A 16,199-nucleotide genomic window follows, 5' to 3' on the forward strand; every position below is an offset into this window, starting at 1 on the left:
CGTAACCGGACGCCCGAGTGGAGGACGAAAATGAGCGAACCATTGCGCGCTGACCCGTTACGTGTTGCCCTTGCAGGTCTTGGAACCGTCGGCGGCGGCGTGATCCGGCTGCTGGATGCCAATCGCGAGTTGATCGCGCGGCGTGCCGGGCGTGAGATCGAGATCGTCGCGGTGTCCGCGCGCGACCGCGCTAAGGATCGCGGCGTCGATCTGTCGCGGTTTGCGTGGGTCGACGATACGACCGCCTTGGCGAAGCAGCCGGGGGCGGACGTCGTCGTCGAACTGATCGGTGGTTCCGATGGCCCGGCGCTGACGCTCGCCCGCAGTACGCTGGCGGCGGGGCGCAACTTCGTCACCGCGAACAAGGCGATGATCGCGCATCACGGGCTCGAACTGGCGCAGGCGGCGGAGACAGCCGGCGTTGCGCTCAAGTTCGAGGCGGCGGTCGCGGGCGGCATCCCGGTCATCAAGGGGTTGCGAGAGGGCGCCGCGGCGAACGAGATCGCCCGCGTTTACGGGATCCTCAATGGCACCTGCAATTTCATCCTGTCGAAGATGGAATCGGAAGGCCGCGACTTTGCCGAAGTGCTGGCCGAAGCGCAGGCGCTGGGATTTGCCGAATCCGATCCGAGCTTCGACATCGACGGCGTGGACGCCGCACACAAGCTGTCGATCCTGGCGGCGGTGGCGTTCGGGACGCAGCCGGCATTCGACGACGTCGCGATCGACGGCATCCGGCATCTGCTGGGCGCGGACATCGCCGAGGCGGCCGCGCTCGGCTATCGCGTCCGACTGCTCGGCCTGGCCGAAGCGGGCGCGGATGGCCTGTTCCAGCGCGTGCATCCGCACCTCGTGCCGATCGATCATCCGCTGGCGCACGTCACGGGCTCCCTCAATGCCGTCGTCGCGGAGGGGAATTTCGTCGGGCGGTTGCTGTTCCAGGGCGCCGGCGCAGGCGACGGTCCGACGGCGAGTGCGGTGGTGGCCGACCTGATCGACATCGCGCGTGGCGAATTCGGGCCCCCCTTCGCAATGCCGGTCACGTCGCTCACCGCGGCGCCGAGGGCGGACAGCGGCGAGCGGCGTGGGCGTGCGTATCTGCGGTTCACCGTGGCGGACAGGGTCGGCGTGCTGGCCGAGATCGCAGCGGCAATGCGCGACGCAGGCGTCTCGATCGAAAGCCTGATCCAGCGCGGCGCGATCGCGGACGGGAGCGTGCTGGTGGCGATCGTCACGCACGAAAGCCCGGAGCGCTCGATCGCGCAGGCGCTGGAGAAATTGCGTGGGTCGCAGAGCCTCGTGGGGCAACCCATGTGGATGCACATCCTGGATTGAGGCGGGCGCGGTCGCGTTTCGAAAAGGGAAACCACCCCGGCGAAGGCCGGGGCCCAATTGGGGGACGCCGATGACGACGGACGACCCTTAGTTACTGCGTCCGCTCCAATTGGGCCCCGGCCTTCGCCGGGGTGGTGGATTGTTTGGAAGCTAACGGCACTAGCACGCTCGCCTCTCGGCCACTCCCCCTTGTTCTCCCGCGAAGGCGGGATCCCAGACTGGGTCCCCGCCTTCGCGGGGAAACACACTGCGTCGGTCGATTGCAGGCGTCGTCAGTTTTACCTAACCGGCTCGTCCAGCACGATAGGCACGCGGTTCGACGTATCCGGCTTCTTGCGAAACTTCCGCGCTATGTCGCGCATCAGCGCCATCGGATCCTTCCCCTCGCCATTCTCGCAACAGCTGTGCGGATCGATCAGCGCGCCGACGCCGCGGATCAGCACGACCGGGACCGTCAGCAGGTCCACCCCGGTACATCCACCCGGCGGGCAGTACCGACCGGCATTGTCGAGCGCAGCCCGCGGATCGCCGGTCGGTTGGCGCGGGCGATCCTGCGGCAGGCGTTCGCCGGGCAGCGGCAGGCGCTGCTCGGCGGTGCCCTTGCCACCACAGACGATAATCTCGGTCGCGCTTGAGCCGGGACAGGCCGGCGGGTTCAGGATCGACCAGCGCGGCGGCGGCGGCGCAACGACCGGCGTGGCGGCGGGGATCGCGACTTGCAGGAGGAGCGGCAGGATCAGGATCATGGCGTACCGGTTCCTTCTGGAATGCCTGGCGACGATGCGGTCTACCGGCGACAGTCGATGCTGCTAGGCCCGCCATCCCGGACGAAACCGAACAAGCCCGTCATCCTGACGAAAGTCAGGATCCAGAGCCAGGCGGGGCGGCATGCGTAGCCCTGGGGCCGACTCTCGTCAGGATGACCGGCTAACTGGAATGACGTTGCGCTCATTACCGCTACTTTCGCCCCCTATTCGACGGTGCCGGTCGGCCCGTCGAGGTCGATCGGGACACGGCCTCGCTTGTCCGGCTTTTTCGCAAGCGCGCTTTTAATCAGCCCGACCGCGGCCTTGGCGATCGGGGCGATCGGCGGGCCGAAGCCGACTTGGCAGCCCCACTGGCTTGCGGCGCACGGCGTCCCCTCAAGTTGGAGCGCACGGGCGGCGCTGAGTTCGGGGTTCGAGGCGACCGCGTGATCGGGTGGGCCGCGATCGTCGCGCATCGGCAGCCGCGGATTGGTCGTCGCGGGCTTGCCGCAGACGACGATCTCGTTGCCGTCCTGCGTCTGCGTGGCACACGGATCGACGAGGATCGAGAAGCGCTCCGGCACCGGCGGAGCAACCGGGGCAGCGGCGGCCACCTGAAGCAGTACGGACAGGACTGTCGCGATCACGATCCCCCGCCTTACGGAGCGGGCTTGCGGAACGACGTGCCGCCTTCGCCGCCGACCGTCATGCTGACGCCTGCCATGCCGCCACCGACCTGGAACGGGCCGAGATCGGCGAGCGGCGAGGTCCGGTGGAGCAGGCGCGTGCGTTCGTTGTGGACGGACTCATGCTTGGGATCGCCGGCATCGTGCGTGACGAACGGTACCCGATACCGGTCCGCGGTCCGCATGCCGCACACCGTGATATCGGTTTCGTCGGCGCTCTGGATACAGGGCTGCTCGGCGGCCATCCGCGCCTTTGCGGTCGCCATCAACGGGTCTTCGATCAGGGTCGACAGCAGCATCGAGAGCATGGGAGTCTCCCGGACAAGACCGCAGACTGGCCGCGATCGCCGGTAAGAGCAAGCGTCATTGCTGAATCGCGGCAACGCCGAGCCGCGGGATGTCGATCGCCGGACAGCGGTCCATCACGACTTGCAGCCCGGCGGCCTCGGCACGTGCCGCGGCCTCCTGGTTGACCACGCCGAGTTGCATCCACACCGCCTTCGCACCCACCGCGATCGCCTGATCGACCGCCTCGCCGGCGGCTGCCGAATTGCGGAAGATGTCGACGATGTCGATCGGGTCGCCGAGCTGCGACAAGTCGCGAAAGACGAACTCGCCGTGGATATGCTCTCCGGTAATCTGCGGGTTGACCGGAATTACGCGGTAACCGTGCGCCTGGAGCTTGGCCATCACGCCGTAAGAGGGGCGGTCGGGCCGGTCGGAGGCGCCGATCATCGCGATGGTACGGGCATTTTCGAGCAGGGTCTTGATATCGGCATCGGCGGTCAACGGCATCGATGCTCTCCAAGAACGCGGCAAAAAACGGAACAGTCGGGGGAAACCTGGGCCGCTCGTACCGCAACTCTACGCGTCGGGTACGACCGGTAATCAGACAACGCCGACCCCACGCGCGAGTTTCACAGCGTTCCCAGCCATGCGACGACCTGAGTTGCAATCGGCATGAACACCGTATCGCCGGGGTCGGCCGCGGGCGGCGTGCCCGCATCCGAGGCCGTGCGGATCGAGATCGTCAGCGGTACGCGACCGAGGAACGGGATGCCGAGTTCGCGTGCCGCCGCTTCCGCGCCGCCATTGCCGAACGGGTCCGATGCCTCGCCGCAATGCGGACAGATATACCCGGCCATGTTCTCGACCAGGCCGATGATCGGGATGCCGGCCTTTTCGAACAGGTCGATCGCCCGGCGGGCGTCGATCAGCGCCAGATCCTGCGGCGTGGAGACGATCACCGCGCCCGCCGGCCGGTATTTCTGGACCATCGTCAGCTGCACGTCGCCGGTCCCGGGCGGCAGGTCGAGAACGAGCGTATCGGTGACGCCCCAGTCCGCCTCGACCAGCTGGCCGAGCGCACCCGCCGCCATCGGCCCGCGCCACGCGATCGCTTTGCCCGGTTCGACGAGCTGCCCCATCGACAGCAATGGTACGCCGTACGGGGTAGGGACCGGATCGAGCACCTTGTCCTTGGCTGTCGGGCGTGTGCCCTCGACGTTCATCAGGCGCGGCTGCGACGGGCCATAGATATCGGCATCGACCAGCCCGACGCGGCGACCGGCACGCGACATCGCAATGGCGAGGTTGGCGGCGAGCGTCGATTTGCCGACGCCGCCCTTGCCGCTGGCGACCGCGATCAGCCGGCGGGTCGAGCGTTCAGCCGTCACCGCGATCCGTACTTCAGAGACGCCGGGCTGCGTCGCCGCCATCCGTACGGTCGCCTCCAACGCATCGCGCGCCTGCGGGTCGAGCCCGGTCGCATCGATGATGATGCCTGCGCGCGTGCCCTCGAGCCGGACGGTTGCCCGCTTGCCCGCTACTGCAGCAACCGCCGCCTTTACCGCTTCGATGTCGATCATCCGCGCCAGATAGGGCCGCGAAGGCCGCTTGGCACTGTTTTTCCGCCGCCGCACACCTATAAAGGTTGGTATGACGATCTTCTCGCGCTGGTTCCGGCGCCCCGATATCCTCGCCACCGAAACACCGAAAGGCCCTTGGGGCGGTTCGGGCGACGATGGTAATCCTGGCCCGCGCAATCCCTGGGCCTTGCCGCCCGGCGGTCGCAAGCCTGCGGCGAAGCCGACCGCGCTCGACGAATTCCTGCGCAAGGCCCGCGGGTCGGGCGGCGGCGGTGGCGGCAATGGCGGCTTCGGCGGTCTGCCGTCGGGGGCCAACGCCCGTGCGCTCTGGGCCATCGGTGTCGCCGTCATCGCATTAGTCTGGATCCTGTTCACCTCGATCCATCAGATCGGGCCGCAGCAGCGCGGCGTGGTCACCTATTTCGGCAAATACGCCGGTACGCTCGATCCGGGCCTTCGCCTGACGATGCCTGCTCCGATCGCCGACGTAATGGTGGTCGACGTTCAGAAGATCCGCACCGACAATTTTCCCGTCGGCGATGGCGAGAATCTAACGCTGACAGGCGATCAGAACATCATCGACCTGGCCTATTCGGTACGCTGGGATATCGCCGATCCGCGCGACTATGTTTTCCAGCTCGCCGAGCCGAACGAGACCGTCCGCGCCGCCGCCGAGAGCGCAATGCGCGCGGTCGTGGCGACTACTACACTCGATCAGGCGATCGGCACCGGCCGTACCGTGATCGAGCAGCGCGTCGCTGACCTGACTCAGCAGATCCTCAACGACTATAAATCGGGTGTTCGCATCCAGGGCGTCGCGATCAAGCAGGCCGCTGCGCCCGCACGGATCGTCGAGGACTTCAACGCCGTCACCGCTGCGCAGCAGGAGGCGATCGCCAACCTCAACCAGTCGCGCTCCTATGCGCAGCAGGTCGTGGCGCGCGCGCAGGGCGAGGCCGCGTCGTTCGACAAGGTCTACGAGCAGTACAAGCTCGCGCCCGAAGTGACGCGCCGTCGTATGTATTACGAGACGATGGAGGCGGTGCTCGCCAAGAGCGACAAGACGATCGTCGAGACGCCGGGCGGAGTAGTGCCGTACCTGCCGCTGTCGAACGCCAAGCGCCTGCCGAACCCCGAGGCCGTCACGCCAGCACCCGCCGCTGCCGCCGCGGCACCCCAAGCTCAGCCTGGAGCTGCCCAGTGAACGCCGTGAGCATCCGCAACCCGATCGTCGCCGGGATCATTGCCCTGCTGCTGGTGATCCTCGCCGCATCGACCTTTGCGATCGTTCCCGAGACCAAGCAGGCGGTGATCCTGCGCTTCGGCCAGCCGATCCGCACGGTCAACGCGTGGCAGCCCAATACCTTGTTCGGCCAGACAGGCGCGGGGCTTATTGCACGCGTGCCGTTCATCGACCGGATCGTCTGGATCGACAAGCGCGTGCAGGATCTCGAACTCGACAACACGCTGGTGCTGTCGACCGATCAGCTGCGGCTGGAGGTCGACGCGTATGCGCGCTACCGGATCGTCGATCCGCGGAAGATGCGTAACGCGGTTGGCAGTGAGGACCGGATCCCCGATCAGCTCCGCCCGATCCTTGGTTCGGCATTGCGCAACGAACTCGGCAAGCGACGGTTCGTCGAACTGCTAAGCCCCGAGCGCTCCGAACTGATGGACAACATCCAGAAGGGGCTTCAGCGGGTCGCCAGCCAGTACGGCGTCGAGATCGTCGACGTCCGTATCAAACAGGCGAACCTGCCCGTCGGCCTGCCGCTCGAAAGCGCGTTGAAGCGCATGTCGAGCGCGCGCCAGCAGGAGGCGATCACGATCCGCGCCGAAGGTCAGAAGCAGGCGCAGATCGTCCGCGCACAGGCCGATGCGGATTCGGCGAAGATCTATGCCGAGAGCTTCGGCAAGGACGCCGATTTTTACGACTTCTACCGCGCGATGCAGTCGTATCGCCACACGTTTGGCGCCGACGGTGGGGCGGCACCGGAAGGATCGACCTCGATCATCCTGTCGCCGAACAACAGTTATCTGCGGGAGTTCGAGGGTCGCGGGCGTTAAGCCCATGGAACCTTTCGGCATCCGTTCATATTCAAGCATCGTTCAGAACGGCATTCCTATGGGATACCTGTTTCGATTGATGAAACGAGAGGACAACATCTAGTGCGTTACGCCTACGCCATTACCAGTGCTCTTCTCCTCGGCGGCGCGACCGCAACGCTCGCGCTCCAGCCAAGCGGCGCGCAGGTCGCGCAGAACGAACCCGGTGCGATCCAGGCGGTTTCGCCGAAGCCCGGCGCACCGATGAGCTTCGCCGATATGGTCGCGCGGCTCCAGCCTGCGGTCGTCAACATCTCGACCAAGCAAACGATCGTCCAGAAGCAGCAGGCCAATCCGTTCGCAGGCACGCCGTTCGGCGACCTGTTCGGCGGCATGGGCGGCGGCGGCGCTCCGGGCGCTCCCCCAGTGAAGCGCGAAGGCGCCTCGCTCGGTTCGGGCTTCCTCATCTCTCCCGACGGCTATGTCGTCACGAACAACCACGTGATCTCGCCGGGCGCTCAGGGGGCGACGGTGGACTCGATCACCGTGACGCTGAGCGATAAGAAGGAATACGTCGCCAGGGTCATCGGCAAGGATCAGGAATCCGACCTCGCCCTGCTCAAGATCGACGCGAAGAGCCTGCCGTTCGTGAAGTTCGGCGATTCGAACGGCGCGCGCGTCGGCGACTGGGTGGTCGCGATCGGCGAGCCGTTCGGTCTGGGCGGCACCGTGACCGCGGGCATCGTCTCGGCGATCAACCGCGTCACTGGTCAGGGTGGCGCATATGATCGCTTCATCCAGACCGACGCGTCGATCAACCAGGGCAACTCCGGTGGCCCGATGTTCGATCTGAACGGCAACGTGATCGGCGTGAACTCGCAGATCTTCAGCCAGTCGGGCGGCAATATCGGCATCGGCTTCGCGATCCCCGCGGCCGTCGCCAAGCCGATCATCGCTACCTTCATGAAGGGCGGCACGATCGAGCGCGGCTATATCGGCGTGCAGCTGCAGCCCGGCGGCACGATCAACGAAGATACCGCCGCAGCACTCGGCATTCCCAAGAACCAGGGCGAGCTGATCAACGACGTGACTGCTGGTGGCCCGGCGGCAAAGGCTGGCGTGCGTGCGGGCGATGTCGTCACCAAGGTGAACGGCCAGCCGGTGACGGTCGACCAGTCGCTGTCCTATCTCGTCTCGAACGTGAAGCCCGGCCAGACCGCGCGCCTCGACATCCTGCGCAACGGCAAGCCGACTACCGCAAACGTGGTCGTCGTGCCGCGCCCGAGCGCGGACAAGCTGGCGGCAACCATTGGCGGCGACGCGCAAGGCTTTGGTGGCGACGACGGTGATGACGGCGACGATTCCGCTACTCCCGCGGCACCGGTGGCAGGTGCGGCGCTCGGTATCGGTGTGCAGCCGCTGACCCCGGCGATCGCACAGGCCGTCGGCGTCGAGGCGAACACGCAGGGCGTGGTCATCGCCGTGGTCGCGCCGACAAGTGATGCGTACGGCAAACTCAAGCGGGGCGACGTCGTCATTTCGGTCAACGGCACGCCTGTGCGCGCCGCGGCCGACGTCCAGAACGCCGTCAATGTCGCCAAGGCGGCGGGGCGCCCGCAGGTCCTGTTGCAGGTCAAGCGTGGACGCGCGCCGGCGCAGTTCCTGCCGGTCAAGATCAAGTAATCCACGACCGACACGATCGATCGAAGGACCGTCACTCACCCGAGTGGCGGTCCTTTTTCTTTGCGACGCGCGGGGTTAGGGTCTGCGCGAGACAAAGAGGACGATAACCATGAGCGACGGCATCTTCATCGGCGCCAGCGTGGACGGCAAGCCGCAGACGCTGGAATTGAAGCGCGCCAACCGCCACGGTCTGATCGCGGGCGCGACCGGCACCGGCAAGACGGTCACGTTGCAGGGCATCATCGAGGGCTTCTCCGCGAACGGCGTGCCGTGCTTCGTCGCCGACGTGAAGGGCGACCTGTCCGGCCTCGCCATGGCCGGATCGCCGACCGCGAAAACGCACGCGAGCTTCGCCGAGCGCGCCAAGGCGATCGGCGACGACGGCTGGGCCTATGCGGACAATCCCGTACAGTTCTGGGACCTGTTCGGCGAACAGGGCCATCCGATCCGTACCACGATCAGCGAGATGGGCCCGCTGCTGCTGTCGCGGCTGATGGACCTGAACGAGGTGCAGGAGGGGGTTCTCACGATTGCCTTCCACGTCGCCGACAAGGAGGAGTTGCTGCTGATCGACCTCGACGATCTCCAGGCGATGCTGACCGACTGCGCCGGCCGCGCGGACGAACTGACGGTGACGTACGGCAACGTCTCGAGGCAATCGATCGGCGCGATCCAGCGGTCGTTGCTTCAGTTGCGCACCCAAGGTGCGAAGAATTTCTTCGGCGAGCCCGCGCTCGAGATGAACGACTTTATCGGCGTCGATGACCGGGGCCGGGGCATCGTCAACATCCTCACGGCCGACAAGCTGATGGCCTCGCCCAAGCTCTATTCGACCTTCCTGCTGTGGCTGATGAGCGAACTGTTCGAGCATCTTCCCGAGATCGGCGACGCCGACAAACCGGTGCTGTGCTTCTTCTTCGACGAGGCGCATCTGCTGTTCGACGAGGCCCCGAAGGCGCTGCTGGAGAAGATCGAACAGGTCGTCCGGCTGATCCGGTCAAAGGGCGTCGGCGTCTATTTCATCACGCAGAACCCGATCAACATTCCTGACACCGTGGCAGGGCAACTCGGCAATCGCGTGCAGCACGCCCTGCGCGCCTTCACGCCGCGCGACCAGGCGGCGGTGCGCGCGGCGGCGGAGACGTTCCGGGCAAACCCCGGCGTCGATGTCGCGACGATCATCACCGAGCTGAAAGTCGGCGAAGCGCTGGTGTCGCTGCTCCAGCCCGACGGCGCGCCGACCCCGGTCGAGCGTACGCTGATCAAGCCGCCTGCCTCGCGTGTCGGCCCGATCACCCCGGCTGAGCGCATGGTCATGATCGAGACCGACGCGGTCGGCGAAAAATACGACACGCTGGTCGATCGCGAATCGGCGGAGGAGCTGCTCGCGGCGAAGACCCAGGAAGCGAGCGCTGCGGCGGCCGAGGCCAAGGCGACGACCGAGGCGGAGAAGGCTGCGGCGGCGCAGGCGAAGGTCGATGCCAAGGCGGCGAAAGAGGCCGAGCGCGCGCGCATTGCTGACCAGCGCGAGGCAGATCGCCAGCAACGTGAAGCCGACCGCGAGGCAGCAAACTCGCCCTGGACCAAGATGGCCTCGTCCGCGACCCGTGCCGCGAGCTCGTCGATCGGCCGCCAGGTCGCCAACGAAATCGGCAAGCAGGTGTTCGGCACAAAGTCGCGCCGATCCTCGTCGAGCGGCGGCCTCGTCGGCACAGTCCTGCGCGGGGTTTTAGGCGGCCTGTTCCGGGGGTAGACTGCTGGCATGATCGGGGTCCGACCGCCCCCAACCAAACACCACCCCGGCGGAGGCCGGGGCCCAATTGGGGAACGGAGGTAACGTCGGACGGCGCTTCGTTACATTGACCTTTCCAATTGGGCCCCAGCCCTCGCCGGGGTGGTGGTCAAGCCATTCAAGGAGCTAGACAATGTCCCTCGATTTCGAATCCCCGACCGACTGGACCGCCGTCGGTCAGGACAGCCTCGACGACGCGATCACACTCCGTCGTGCGATTCACGCCGATCCCGAAGTCGGCCTCCACTGCCCCCGCACCTCGGACAAGGTGAAGGCAGCACTCGCCGGCCTCCCGCTCGAAATCCGCGAAGGCACCTCCACCACCGGCTTCGTCGCCATCCTGCGCGGCGGCCGCGCAGGCAATGCCGGCGGCAACGGCCGCACCGTTCTCCTTCGCGGCGACATGGACGCGCTGCCGATGCAGGAGGAAACCGGCCTGTCGTTCGCTTCCAAGATCGACGGTGCGATGCACGCCTGTGGCCACGATTCGCATACCGCGATGCTGGTCGGGGCGGCCAAGGCGCTATGCGCGCGGCGTGACGAACTCCCCGGCACGGTGGTCTTCATGTTCCAGCCCGGCGAGGAGGGGCATCACGGCGCCCGCCACATGATCGCCGATGGCCTGCTTGACTCGCCGCTGCCAGAGGCTGGCTTCGCGCTGCACATCTCGCCCAACATGCCGATGGGCCATGTCGTCAGCCGCGCGGGAACGCTGATGGCCTCGACCGATACGCTGCGCGCAACGATCACCGGTCGCGGCGGCCATGCCGCGATGCCACACGACTGCCTCGATCCGCTCCCGATCGCCTGCGAGATCGTTACGGCGCTGCAGACCTATGTCGCGCGCCAAGTCGCGGTCACCGACCCCGCGGTGCTGTCGATCACCAAGCTGAACGCGGGCTCCGCGCATAACGTCATCCCGTCGACCGTCGAGATGCTCGGCACGATGCGCACTCTCTCCGAGCGCACCCGCGAACAGGTCCGCGCAGCGTTCATCCGCATGGTCGAGGGCATCGCTGTCGCACACGGTGCAGTCGCCACGCCGACGATCGAGGAAGGCTATCCGGTTACCGTCAACGACGAGCGCGCCACCGCCCTGATGAAGGCGTGCGCGACCGCGATCGGTGGCGAAGGCGCGTATCAGGTTATGCCGCCGATGATGGGCGCTGAGGACTTTTCGTACGTCCTCCAGAAGCTGCCGGGCGCGATGGCCTTCATCGGCGCGGCGCCCGAAGGCAGCGATCCCCGCACGAACCCGCCGCTCCACAACACCAAGATGACGATCGACGAACGCGTTATGGCGCACGGTATCGCGATGCACTGCGCCGTGGCCGAGCGGTTCCTGGCGAACGGGTTCGACTGAGGGCGGTCTTCTTACCCCTCCCTGGAAGGTAGGGGCAGGAGTTGGCTCGGTTTCCGCGGATTTTAGACTTTTAATGGATCAAACTAGCCGACCCACCCCCAACCCCTCCCTTTCAGGGAGGGGAGCAGAGAGAGGCCGGGCCAAGTTCAATTCAACCGCCGCGTAGTCTCCGCGTAATTCGCCACTGCCGCGGCTGCCGCCTGGATCAGTCGCTGGCGTTCGGGCATCGGCCGAACGGTATCCCCGATCATCACGGCGATCGCATAGCGACGGCCATCCGGTGCGGTCAGCAGGCCGACGTCGTTGAACCCGGCATTCCGCCGGCCAAAATCCTGCCCCGTGCCGGTCTTGTGCGCGATCTCCCAACCACCGGGCAGCGCGGCGCGAAGCCGGGCGCGGCCCGTCACCGAGCGCCCCATCGTGTCGAGCAGGATTTTCGTCGACGTTTCCGACAGGAGATCGCCCTTTGCGAGCCGCGCGATGGCGTCGGCGATCGCGATCGGCGCTGCGCCGTCGGGTGGATTGCGGACATAGGCGTTGAGGGCCGCCTCGCGCACAGCCGGCGACAGTCGATTGCGCGCCGTCATGAAACCGCCGTTGACGGCATAGGCGGGCTGCCAGACCAGCCCCGCCGTACCGCTCTGCAACAGCCGCTCGCCCGGCCCGAACCGGATCGCGCCCAACTGCTTGCGCTCGATCATCGATCGCACCGCGGACGGGCCGCCGACCCGGGTGAGCAGCCGGTCGTTCGCCGTATTGTCGCTATGGGTCAGCGCGCGGGTCAGCAACTCGCCGACAGTGGTGCGATAGCCATCGCCCTTGACCAGCATCGCGATCGGTTGATGGAACAGCGTCAGGTCCTGCGGCCGGACGACGATCGGCTCGTCGAGGCGGATGCGGCCCCGATCGCGCAGGTCCATCACGGTCATCGCGACCCACAACTTGCTGACGGACTGCTGCGGCAGCAACTGGCGTCCACCGGCCTCGACCGTCCAGCCGTCGTCGACCGCGCGCACCGCGATGCCGGCTCTGCCCTGGAAACCGCTGTGCAATTCCGAGATCGCGTTGACGAGGCTGGCCGGTGCGGGGCGAAGCGCGCGGGGCAGCGGCGGCGGGACCGGAACGGAGACGATATCCTGCGCCGGATGCGTCGCGGCGATCGCACTGGCGCCGGGGCGCGATGCCGAACCGCACCCCGCCAACGCGACCCCGAACAGCGCGGTTGCCACAAGACGATTGAACGCACTCGCCGATGTCATGATGCTTTGAACGCCCTGCACTGAAGCACCGATCCTTATCCGCAGATTTGCGCCACGAAACCACGGTATCGCACGGCTGCGACGAAGCGCACCGGCGCCACGCCGAGCCGCGTTGTGGTCAGGGAACGAGAACCGTATCGACCGCGTCCGGCGACGTTTCCGGATAATCGAGCGTGAAATGCAGGCCGCGGCTTTCATGGCGGTGCAATGCCGACCGGACGATCAGATCGGCGGTCTGGAGCAGGTTGCGCAGTTCGATCAGGTCGGGCGTGACCCGGAAATGCTGGTAGTATTCGGCGACCTCGTCGTTCAGCAGTTCGATCCGGTGCTGCGCGCGCTCAAGCCGTTTGGTGGTGCGGACGATGCCGACGTAATTCCACATGAACCGCCGGATTTCGGTCCAGGTCTGCTTGATCACGACCTCTTCGTCGGAATCCGTGACGCGGCTTTCGTCCCAGGGGCGGATCGGTGGAGGCGGGGGGAGCGTGTCCCAGTTCGCGGCGATGGTGTCCGCCGCCGCCTCGCCGAACACGAAGCATTCGAGCAGCGAATTGGACGCGAGCCGGTTGGCGCCGTGGAGGCCCGATTCGGTGCATTCGCCTGCTGCATACAGGCCGGGGAGATCCGTCTTGCCGTGTTCGTCGACGACGATACCGCCGCAGGTATAGTGTTGCGCTGGCACGACCGGGATCGGCTGCGTCGTCATGTCGATGCCGACCGTCAGCAGCTTCTCGTGGATGTTCGGGAAGTGATGCCGGATGAACTCGGCCGGCATGTGGCTGATGTCGAGATGGACGTAGTCGAGGCCGTACCGCTTGATCTCGGCATCGATCGCGCGCGCGACGATATCGCGCGGGGCAAGCTCCATCCGGGCCGGGTCGTAATAGGTCATGAAGCGCTTGCCGGTCGACGGGTTGATCAGCCGCCCGCCTTCGCCGCGCACGGCCTCGGTGATCAGGAAGTTCTTGACCTCGAGATTGTAGAGGCAGGTCGGGTGGAACTGCATCATCTCCATATTGGAGACCCGCGCGCCTGCCCGCCACGCCATCGCGATGCCGTCGCCGGTCGCGCCGCGTGGTGCCGTCGAGAACAGATAGGTGCGCCCCGCGCCGCCGGTCGCGAGGATCGTCGCACGCGCCGTGTAGAGCGCGACACGTTCGGTCTTGCGGTCGACGGCATAGACGCCCCAGACGTTGCCGGCGCCGGAGTAGCGTTCTTCATGCCGCGATGTGGCGAGGTCGATGGCGATCTGGTCGGGGACGAGCGTGATGTTCGGGTGCGCCTCGGCGGCGGTCTGCAATGCCACCTGCACCGCCCAACCGGTCGCGTCGGCGACATGGACGATGCGGCGATGGCTGTGGCCGCCTTCGCGCGTCAGATGCAGCGCATTGCCCTCGGTCTCGAACGGCACACCGAGCCGCGTGAGCCGTTCGATCGCGGCGGGGGCGCCCTCGACCACCATCTCGACGATCGCGCGGTCGTTGAGCCCGGCGCCAGCAACCATGGTGTCCTCGACATGATTCTCGAACGTGTCGCCGGGCTCGAGAACGGCGGCGATCCCACCCTGCGCCCAGGCGGTCGACCCCTCGTTCAACGCGCCTTTGGCCAGAACCGTTACGGTGAAGCGCTGCGCCAGGTTGAGTGCTGCGGTAAGCCCGGCAGCACCCGAGCCGACGATCAGGACGTCGCTATTCATACGGAGGGAGCCTCGGATAATGCTGCGTGAATCAGGCGTACGAAGCGGCACGGCGCGGAGGGACGATCGGGCATCTGGCCGATGTGGCACAAAACACCGGGTACAGGACAGCGCATAGCATCAGCAGCGCGATAAAACTGTGGGGCATCAGCCGATTGAAACGATCGGGGCAATCGTCAGCCCCGATAGACGGCATAATGGATCAGAGTACCGCTTTGACCCGGTAGCATTTGGGCGTCAGTAACGGTCTGCGATCGGTACACTCCGGGGAGCGGTGTTCGCCGAACCGGCGGGAACGGGCGAAGCATGTGACGAAGAACAGTGAAGCGGGATCGATTGCACCAGGAAAGTCAGCGGCGATCGATCGCGGCGCGCGGCTCGGCATCAGCTTGTCCGGGACCAATCTGGAACGCGCCGGCGATTACAATCAGCGGACCGTGCTGCAGGCGATCCGCGTCAGTGGCGAGGCGAGCCGTACCGATCTCGCCGCGATTACCGGACTCACCGCACCGACGATCGCCAACATCACGCGGCGCCTGCTCGACGCGGGGCTGATCAGCGAAGCGGGGCGTCGGCAGGGTGCGCGCGGTCAGCCGGCCGCGCAACTGGTGATCAATCCCTCAGGTGGCTTTTCGGTCGGGATCAATATCGATCGCGACCATATCACGATCGTGTCGCTCGACTTGGCCGGCACCGTGCTGACCCGCGCGACGCGCGAAGTTGCGTTCGCGATGCCGGACGAGGTTTCCGCATGGTTGCGCACGGAAATCGCCGCCATCCGATCGTCCGAACTGATCGACGAGCGGCGTCTGCTGGGCGTCGGTGTGGCGATGCCCGACGACCTCGGCCGGGTCACGTTTCCGCATCGCCCCGCGTCGTACGAGAGCTGGAACGACGTCGACGTGGCGGCGCTCGTCGGGGCGATCGTTCCGTGGCCCGTCTATGTCGACAACGATGCCGCAGCGGCGGCGATCGGCGAGGCGCAGTTCGGATCGGGGATGGTCCTGCCGAGCTTCTTCTACGTCCTGGTCAGCGCAGGCCTGGGCGGGGGACTGGTGATCGATGGAAACTATTTCCGAGGTGCCGGCGCGCGCAGTGGCGAGATCGGTTTCATGCCCGACATGACCAAGCGTGCTCAGGGCCGGACGGTGCAGGAAACCGTGTCGCTCTCCGCACTCTACGACAGGCTCGACGCGAGCGGCTGCGACGTCTCCGGGGTCGGCGCGCTGACCGGCGACGATCCGGCGGTCCTGAAGATCGTCGACCAATGGGTCGAGGATGCCGCACAATCGCTGATCGCGCCGCTGATCGCGGTTAGCTGTCTGGTCGATCCCGGTGCGGTTCTGATCGGCGGACGGCTGCCTGGATCGCTGGTCGACGCACTCGTCGATCGGCTCGATGCGATGTTGGCGGACTGCGCCCTACCGTCGGCGGCGCGGGTCATGCGCGCGGCCATGTCCGACGATGCACCCGCGATCGGCGCCGCGATCCTGCCGTTCCTCCACCATATCCTGCCGTCCGACGCGATTTTGATGCAGGTCGGACGCTCGGGCCGACAGGATTAAAGCAATTTACCTTTGTTATTCTTGGACGCGTGGCTAGATTGGTCGCACACATTCCGCGGCAGCCGGGCGACGGTGGGAGCGATCGGCGTCGGCGGGTTTGATCGTATCGATGCAAACCGCATGTCTCGGAAAGGAGACGTAGCGCGATTCCCCCGGTCTC

At 66.4% G+C, this 16,199-nt stretch carries 14 protein-coding genes; 7 read left to right on the forward strand and 7 right to left on the reverse strand.

Annotation, left to right across the window (positions count from 1 at the left end; translation table 11 throughout):
• Nucleotides 1-30: 30 nt before the first annotated feature.
• The gene (locus U1707_RS06710) at nt 31-1,335 is read left to right on the forward strand and encodes a homoserine dehydrogenase (RefSeq protein ID WP_332799318.1); all 1,305 of its coding nucleotides are present in this window, start codon (nt 31-33) and stop codon (nt 1,333-1,335) included.
• A gap of 278 nt (nt 1,336-1,613) precedes the next feature.
• On the opposite strand, the gene U1707_RS06715 is transcribed toward U1707_RS06710, so the two are convergent.
• The 5 genes from U1707_RS06715 to U1707_RS06735 all read right to left on the reverse strand — a co-directional run bounded on the left by U1707_RS06715 (nt 1,614) and on the right by U1707_RS06735 (nt 4,635).
• Nucleotides 1,614-2,081: a hypothetical protein gene (locus tag U1707_RS06715; protein ID WP_332799319.1), complete on the reverse strand. Its 468-nt coding sequence runs from the start codon at nt 2,079-2,081 to the stop codon at nt 1,614-1,616.
• 224 nt (nt 2,082-2,305) lie between these two features.
• Nucleotides 2,306-2,728 (reverse strand): hypothetical protein, encoded by a 423-nt coding sequence (locus U1707_RS06720; protein ID WP_332799320.1) that lies wholly within the window; start codon nt 2,726-2,728, stop codon nt 2,306-2,308.
• An 11-nt stretch (nt 2,729-2,739) separates the two neighbouring features.
• Complete coding sequence (locus U1707_RS06725; RefSeq protein ID WP_332799321.1) at nt 2,740-3,075, reverse strand: hypothetical protein; 336 nt, start codon at nt 3,073-3,075, stop codon at nt 2,740-2,742.
• Nucleotides 3,076-3,130: 55 nt separating this feature from the next.
• The gene (locus U1707_RS06730; RefSeq protein ID WP_332799322.1) at nt 3,131-3,562 is read right to left on the reverse strand and encodes a CoA-binding protein; all 432 of its coding nucleotides are present in this window, start codon (nt 3,560-3,562) and stop codon (nt 3,131-3,133) included.
• 122 nt (nt 3,563-3,684) lie between these two features.
• A complete protein-coding gene (locus tag U1707_RS06735) occupies nt 3,685-4,635 on the reverse strand; it encodes an Mrp/NBP35 family ATP-binding protein (protein ID WP_332799323.1) in 951 nt (316 codons plus the stop codon).
• Nucleotides 4,636-4,705: 70 nt separating this feature from the next.
• On the opposite strand from U1707_RS06735, the gene hflK reads away from it, so the two are divergent.
• The 5 genes from hflK to U1707_RS06760 all read left to right on the forward strand — a co-directional run bounded on the left by hflK (nt 4,706) and on the right by U1707_RS06760 (nt 11,519).
• On the forward strand, nt 4,706-5,839 hold the full coding sequence (gene hflK / locus U1707_RS06740) for a protease modulator HflK (RefSeq protein ID WP_332799324.1): 1,134 nt from the start codon (nt 4,706-4,708) through the stop codon (nt 5,837-5,839).
• Nucleotides 5,836-6,702 carry a protease modulator HflC gene (gene hflC / locus U1707_RS06745; protein ID WP_332799325.1) on the forward strand — a complete coding sequence of 289 codons (867 nt, stop codon included), beginning with the start codon at nt 5,836-5,838 and terminating at the stop codon, nt 6,700-6,702. Before hflK ends, hflC begins: the two co-directional genes overlap by 4 nt.
• Nucleotides 6,703-6,804: 102 nt before the next feature.
• Nucleotides 6,805-8,364 carry a Do family serine endopeptidase gene (locus U1707_RS06750; RefSeq protein ID WP_332799326.1) on the forward strand — a complete coding sequence of 520 codons (1,560 nt, stop codon included), beginning with the start codon at nt 6,805-6,807 and terminating at the stop codon, nt 8,362-8,364.
• Between the two features lie 109 nt (nt 8,365-8,473).
• On the forward strand, nt 8,474-10,117 hold the full coding sequence (locus U1707_RS06755) for a helicase HerA-like domain-containing protein (RefSeq protein ID WP_332799327.1): 1,644 nt from the start codon (nt 8,474-8,476) through the stop codon (nt 10,115-10,117).
• A gap of 172 nt (nt 10,118-10,289) precedes the next feature.
• Complete coding sequence (locus U1707_RS06760) at nt 10,290-11,519, forward strand: M20 metallopeptidase family protein (protein ID WP_332799328.1); 1,230 nt, start codon at nt 10,290-10,292, stop codon at nt 11,517-11,519.
• A gap of 146 nt (nt 11,520-11,665) precedes the next feature.
• Here U1707_RS06760 and U1707_RS06765 read toward each other — a convergent pair whose 3' ends face one another.
• Together U1707_RS06765 and nadB are read right to left on the reverse strand one after the other, a co-directional pair.
• On the reverse strand, nt 11,666-12,778 hold the full coding sequence (locus tag U1707_RS06765; protein ID WP_332799329.1) for a serine hydrolase: 1,113 nt from the start codon (nt 12,776-12,778) through the stop codon (nt 11,666-11,668).
• Between the two features lie 118 nt (nt 12,779-12,896).
• On the reverse strand, nt 12,897-14,474 hold the full coding sequence (gene nadB / locus U1707_RS06770) for an L-aspartate oxidase (protein ID WP_332799330.1): 1,578 nt from the start codon (nt 14,472-14,474) through the stop codon (nt 12,897-12,899).
• A gap of 308 nt (nt 14,475-14,782) precedes the next feature.
• On the opposite strand from nadB, the gene U1707_RS06775 reads away from it, so the two are divergent.
• Entirely contained in the window at nt 14,783-16,039 is a 1,257-nt protein-coding gene (locus tag U1707_RS06775; protein ID WP_332799331.1) for an ROK family transcriptional regulator, read from the forward strand.
• The last annotated feature ends 160 nt before the right edge of the window (nt 16,040-16,199 follow it).

Source organism: Sphingomonas sandaracina (assembly GCF_036663695.1).
GTDB lineage: Bacteria > Pseudomonadota > Alphaproteobacteria > Sphingomonadales > Sphingomonadaceae > Sphingomonas.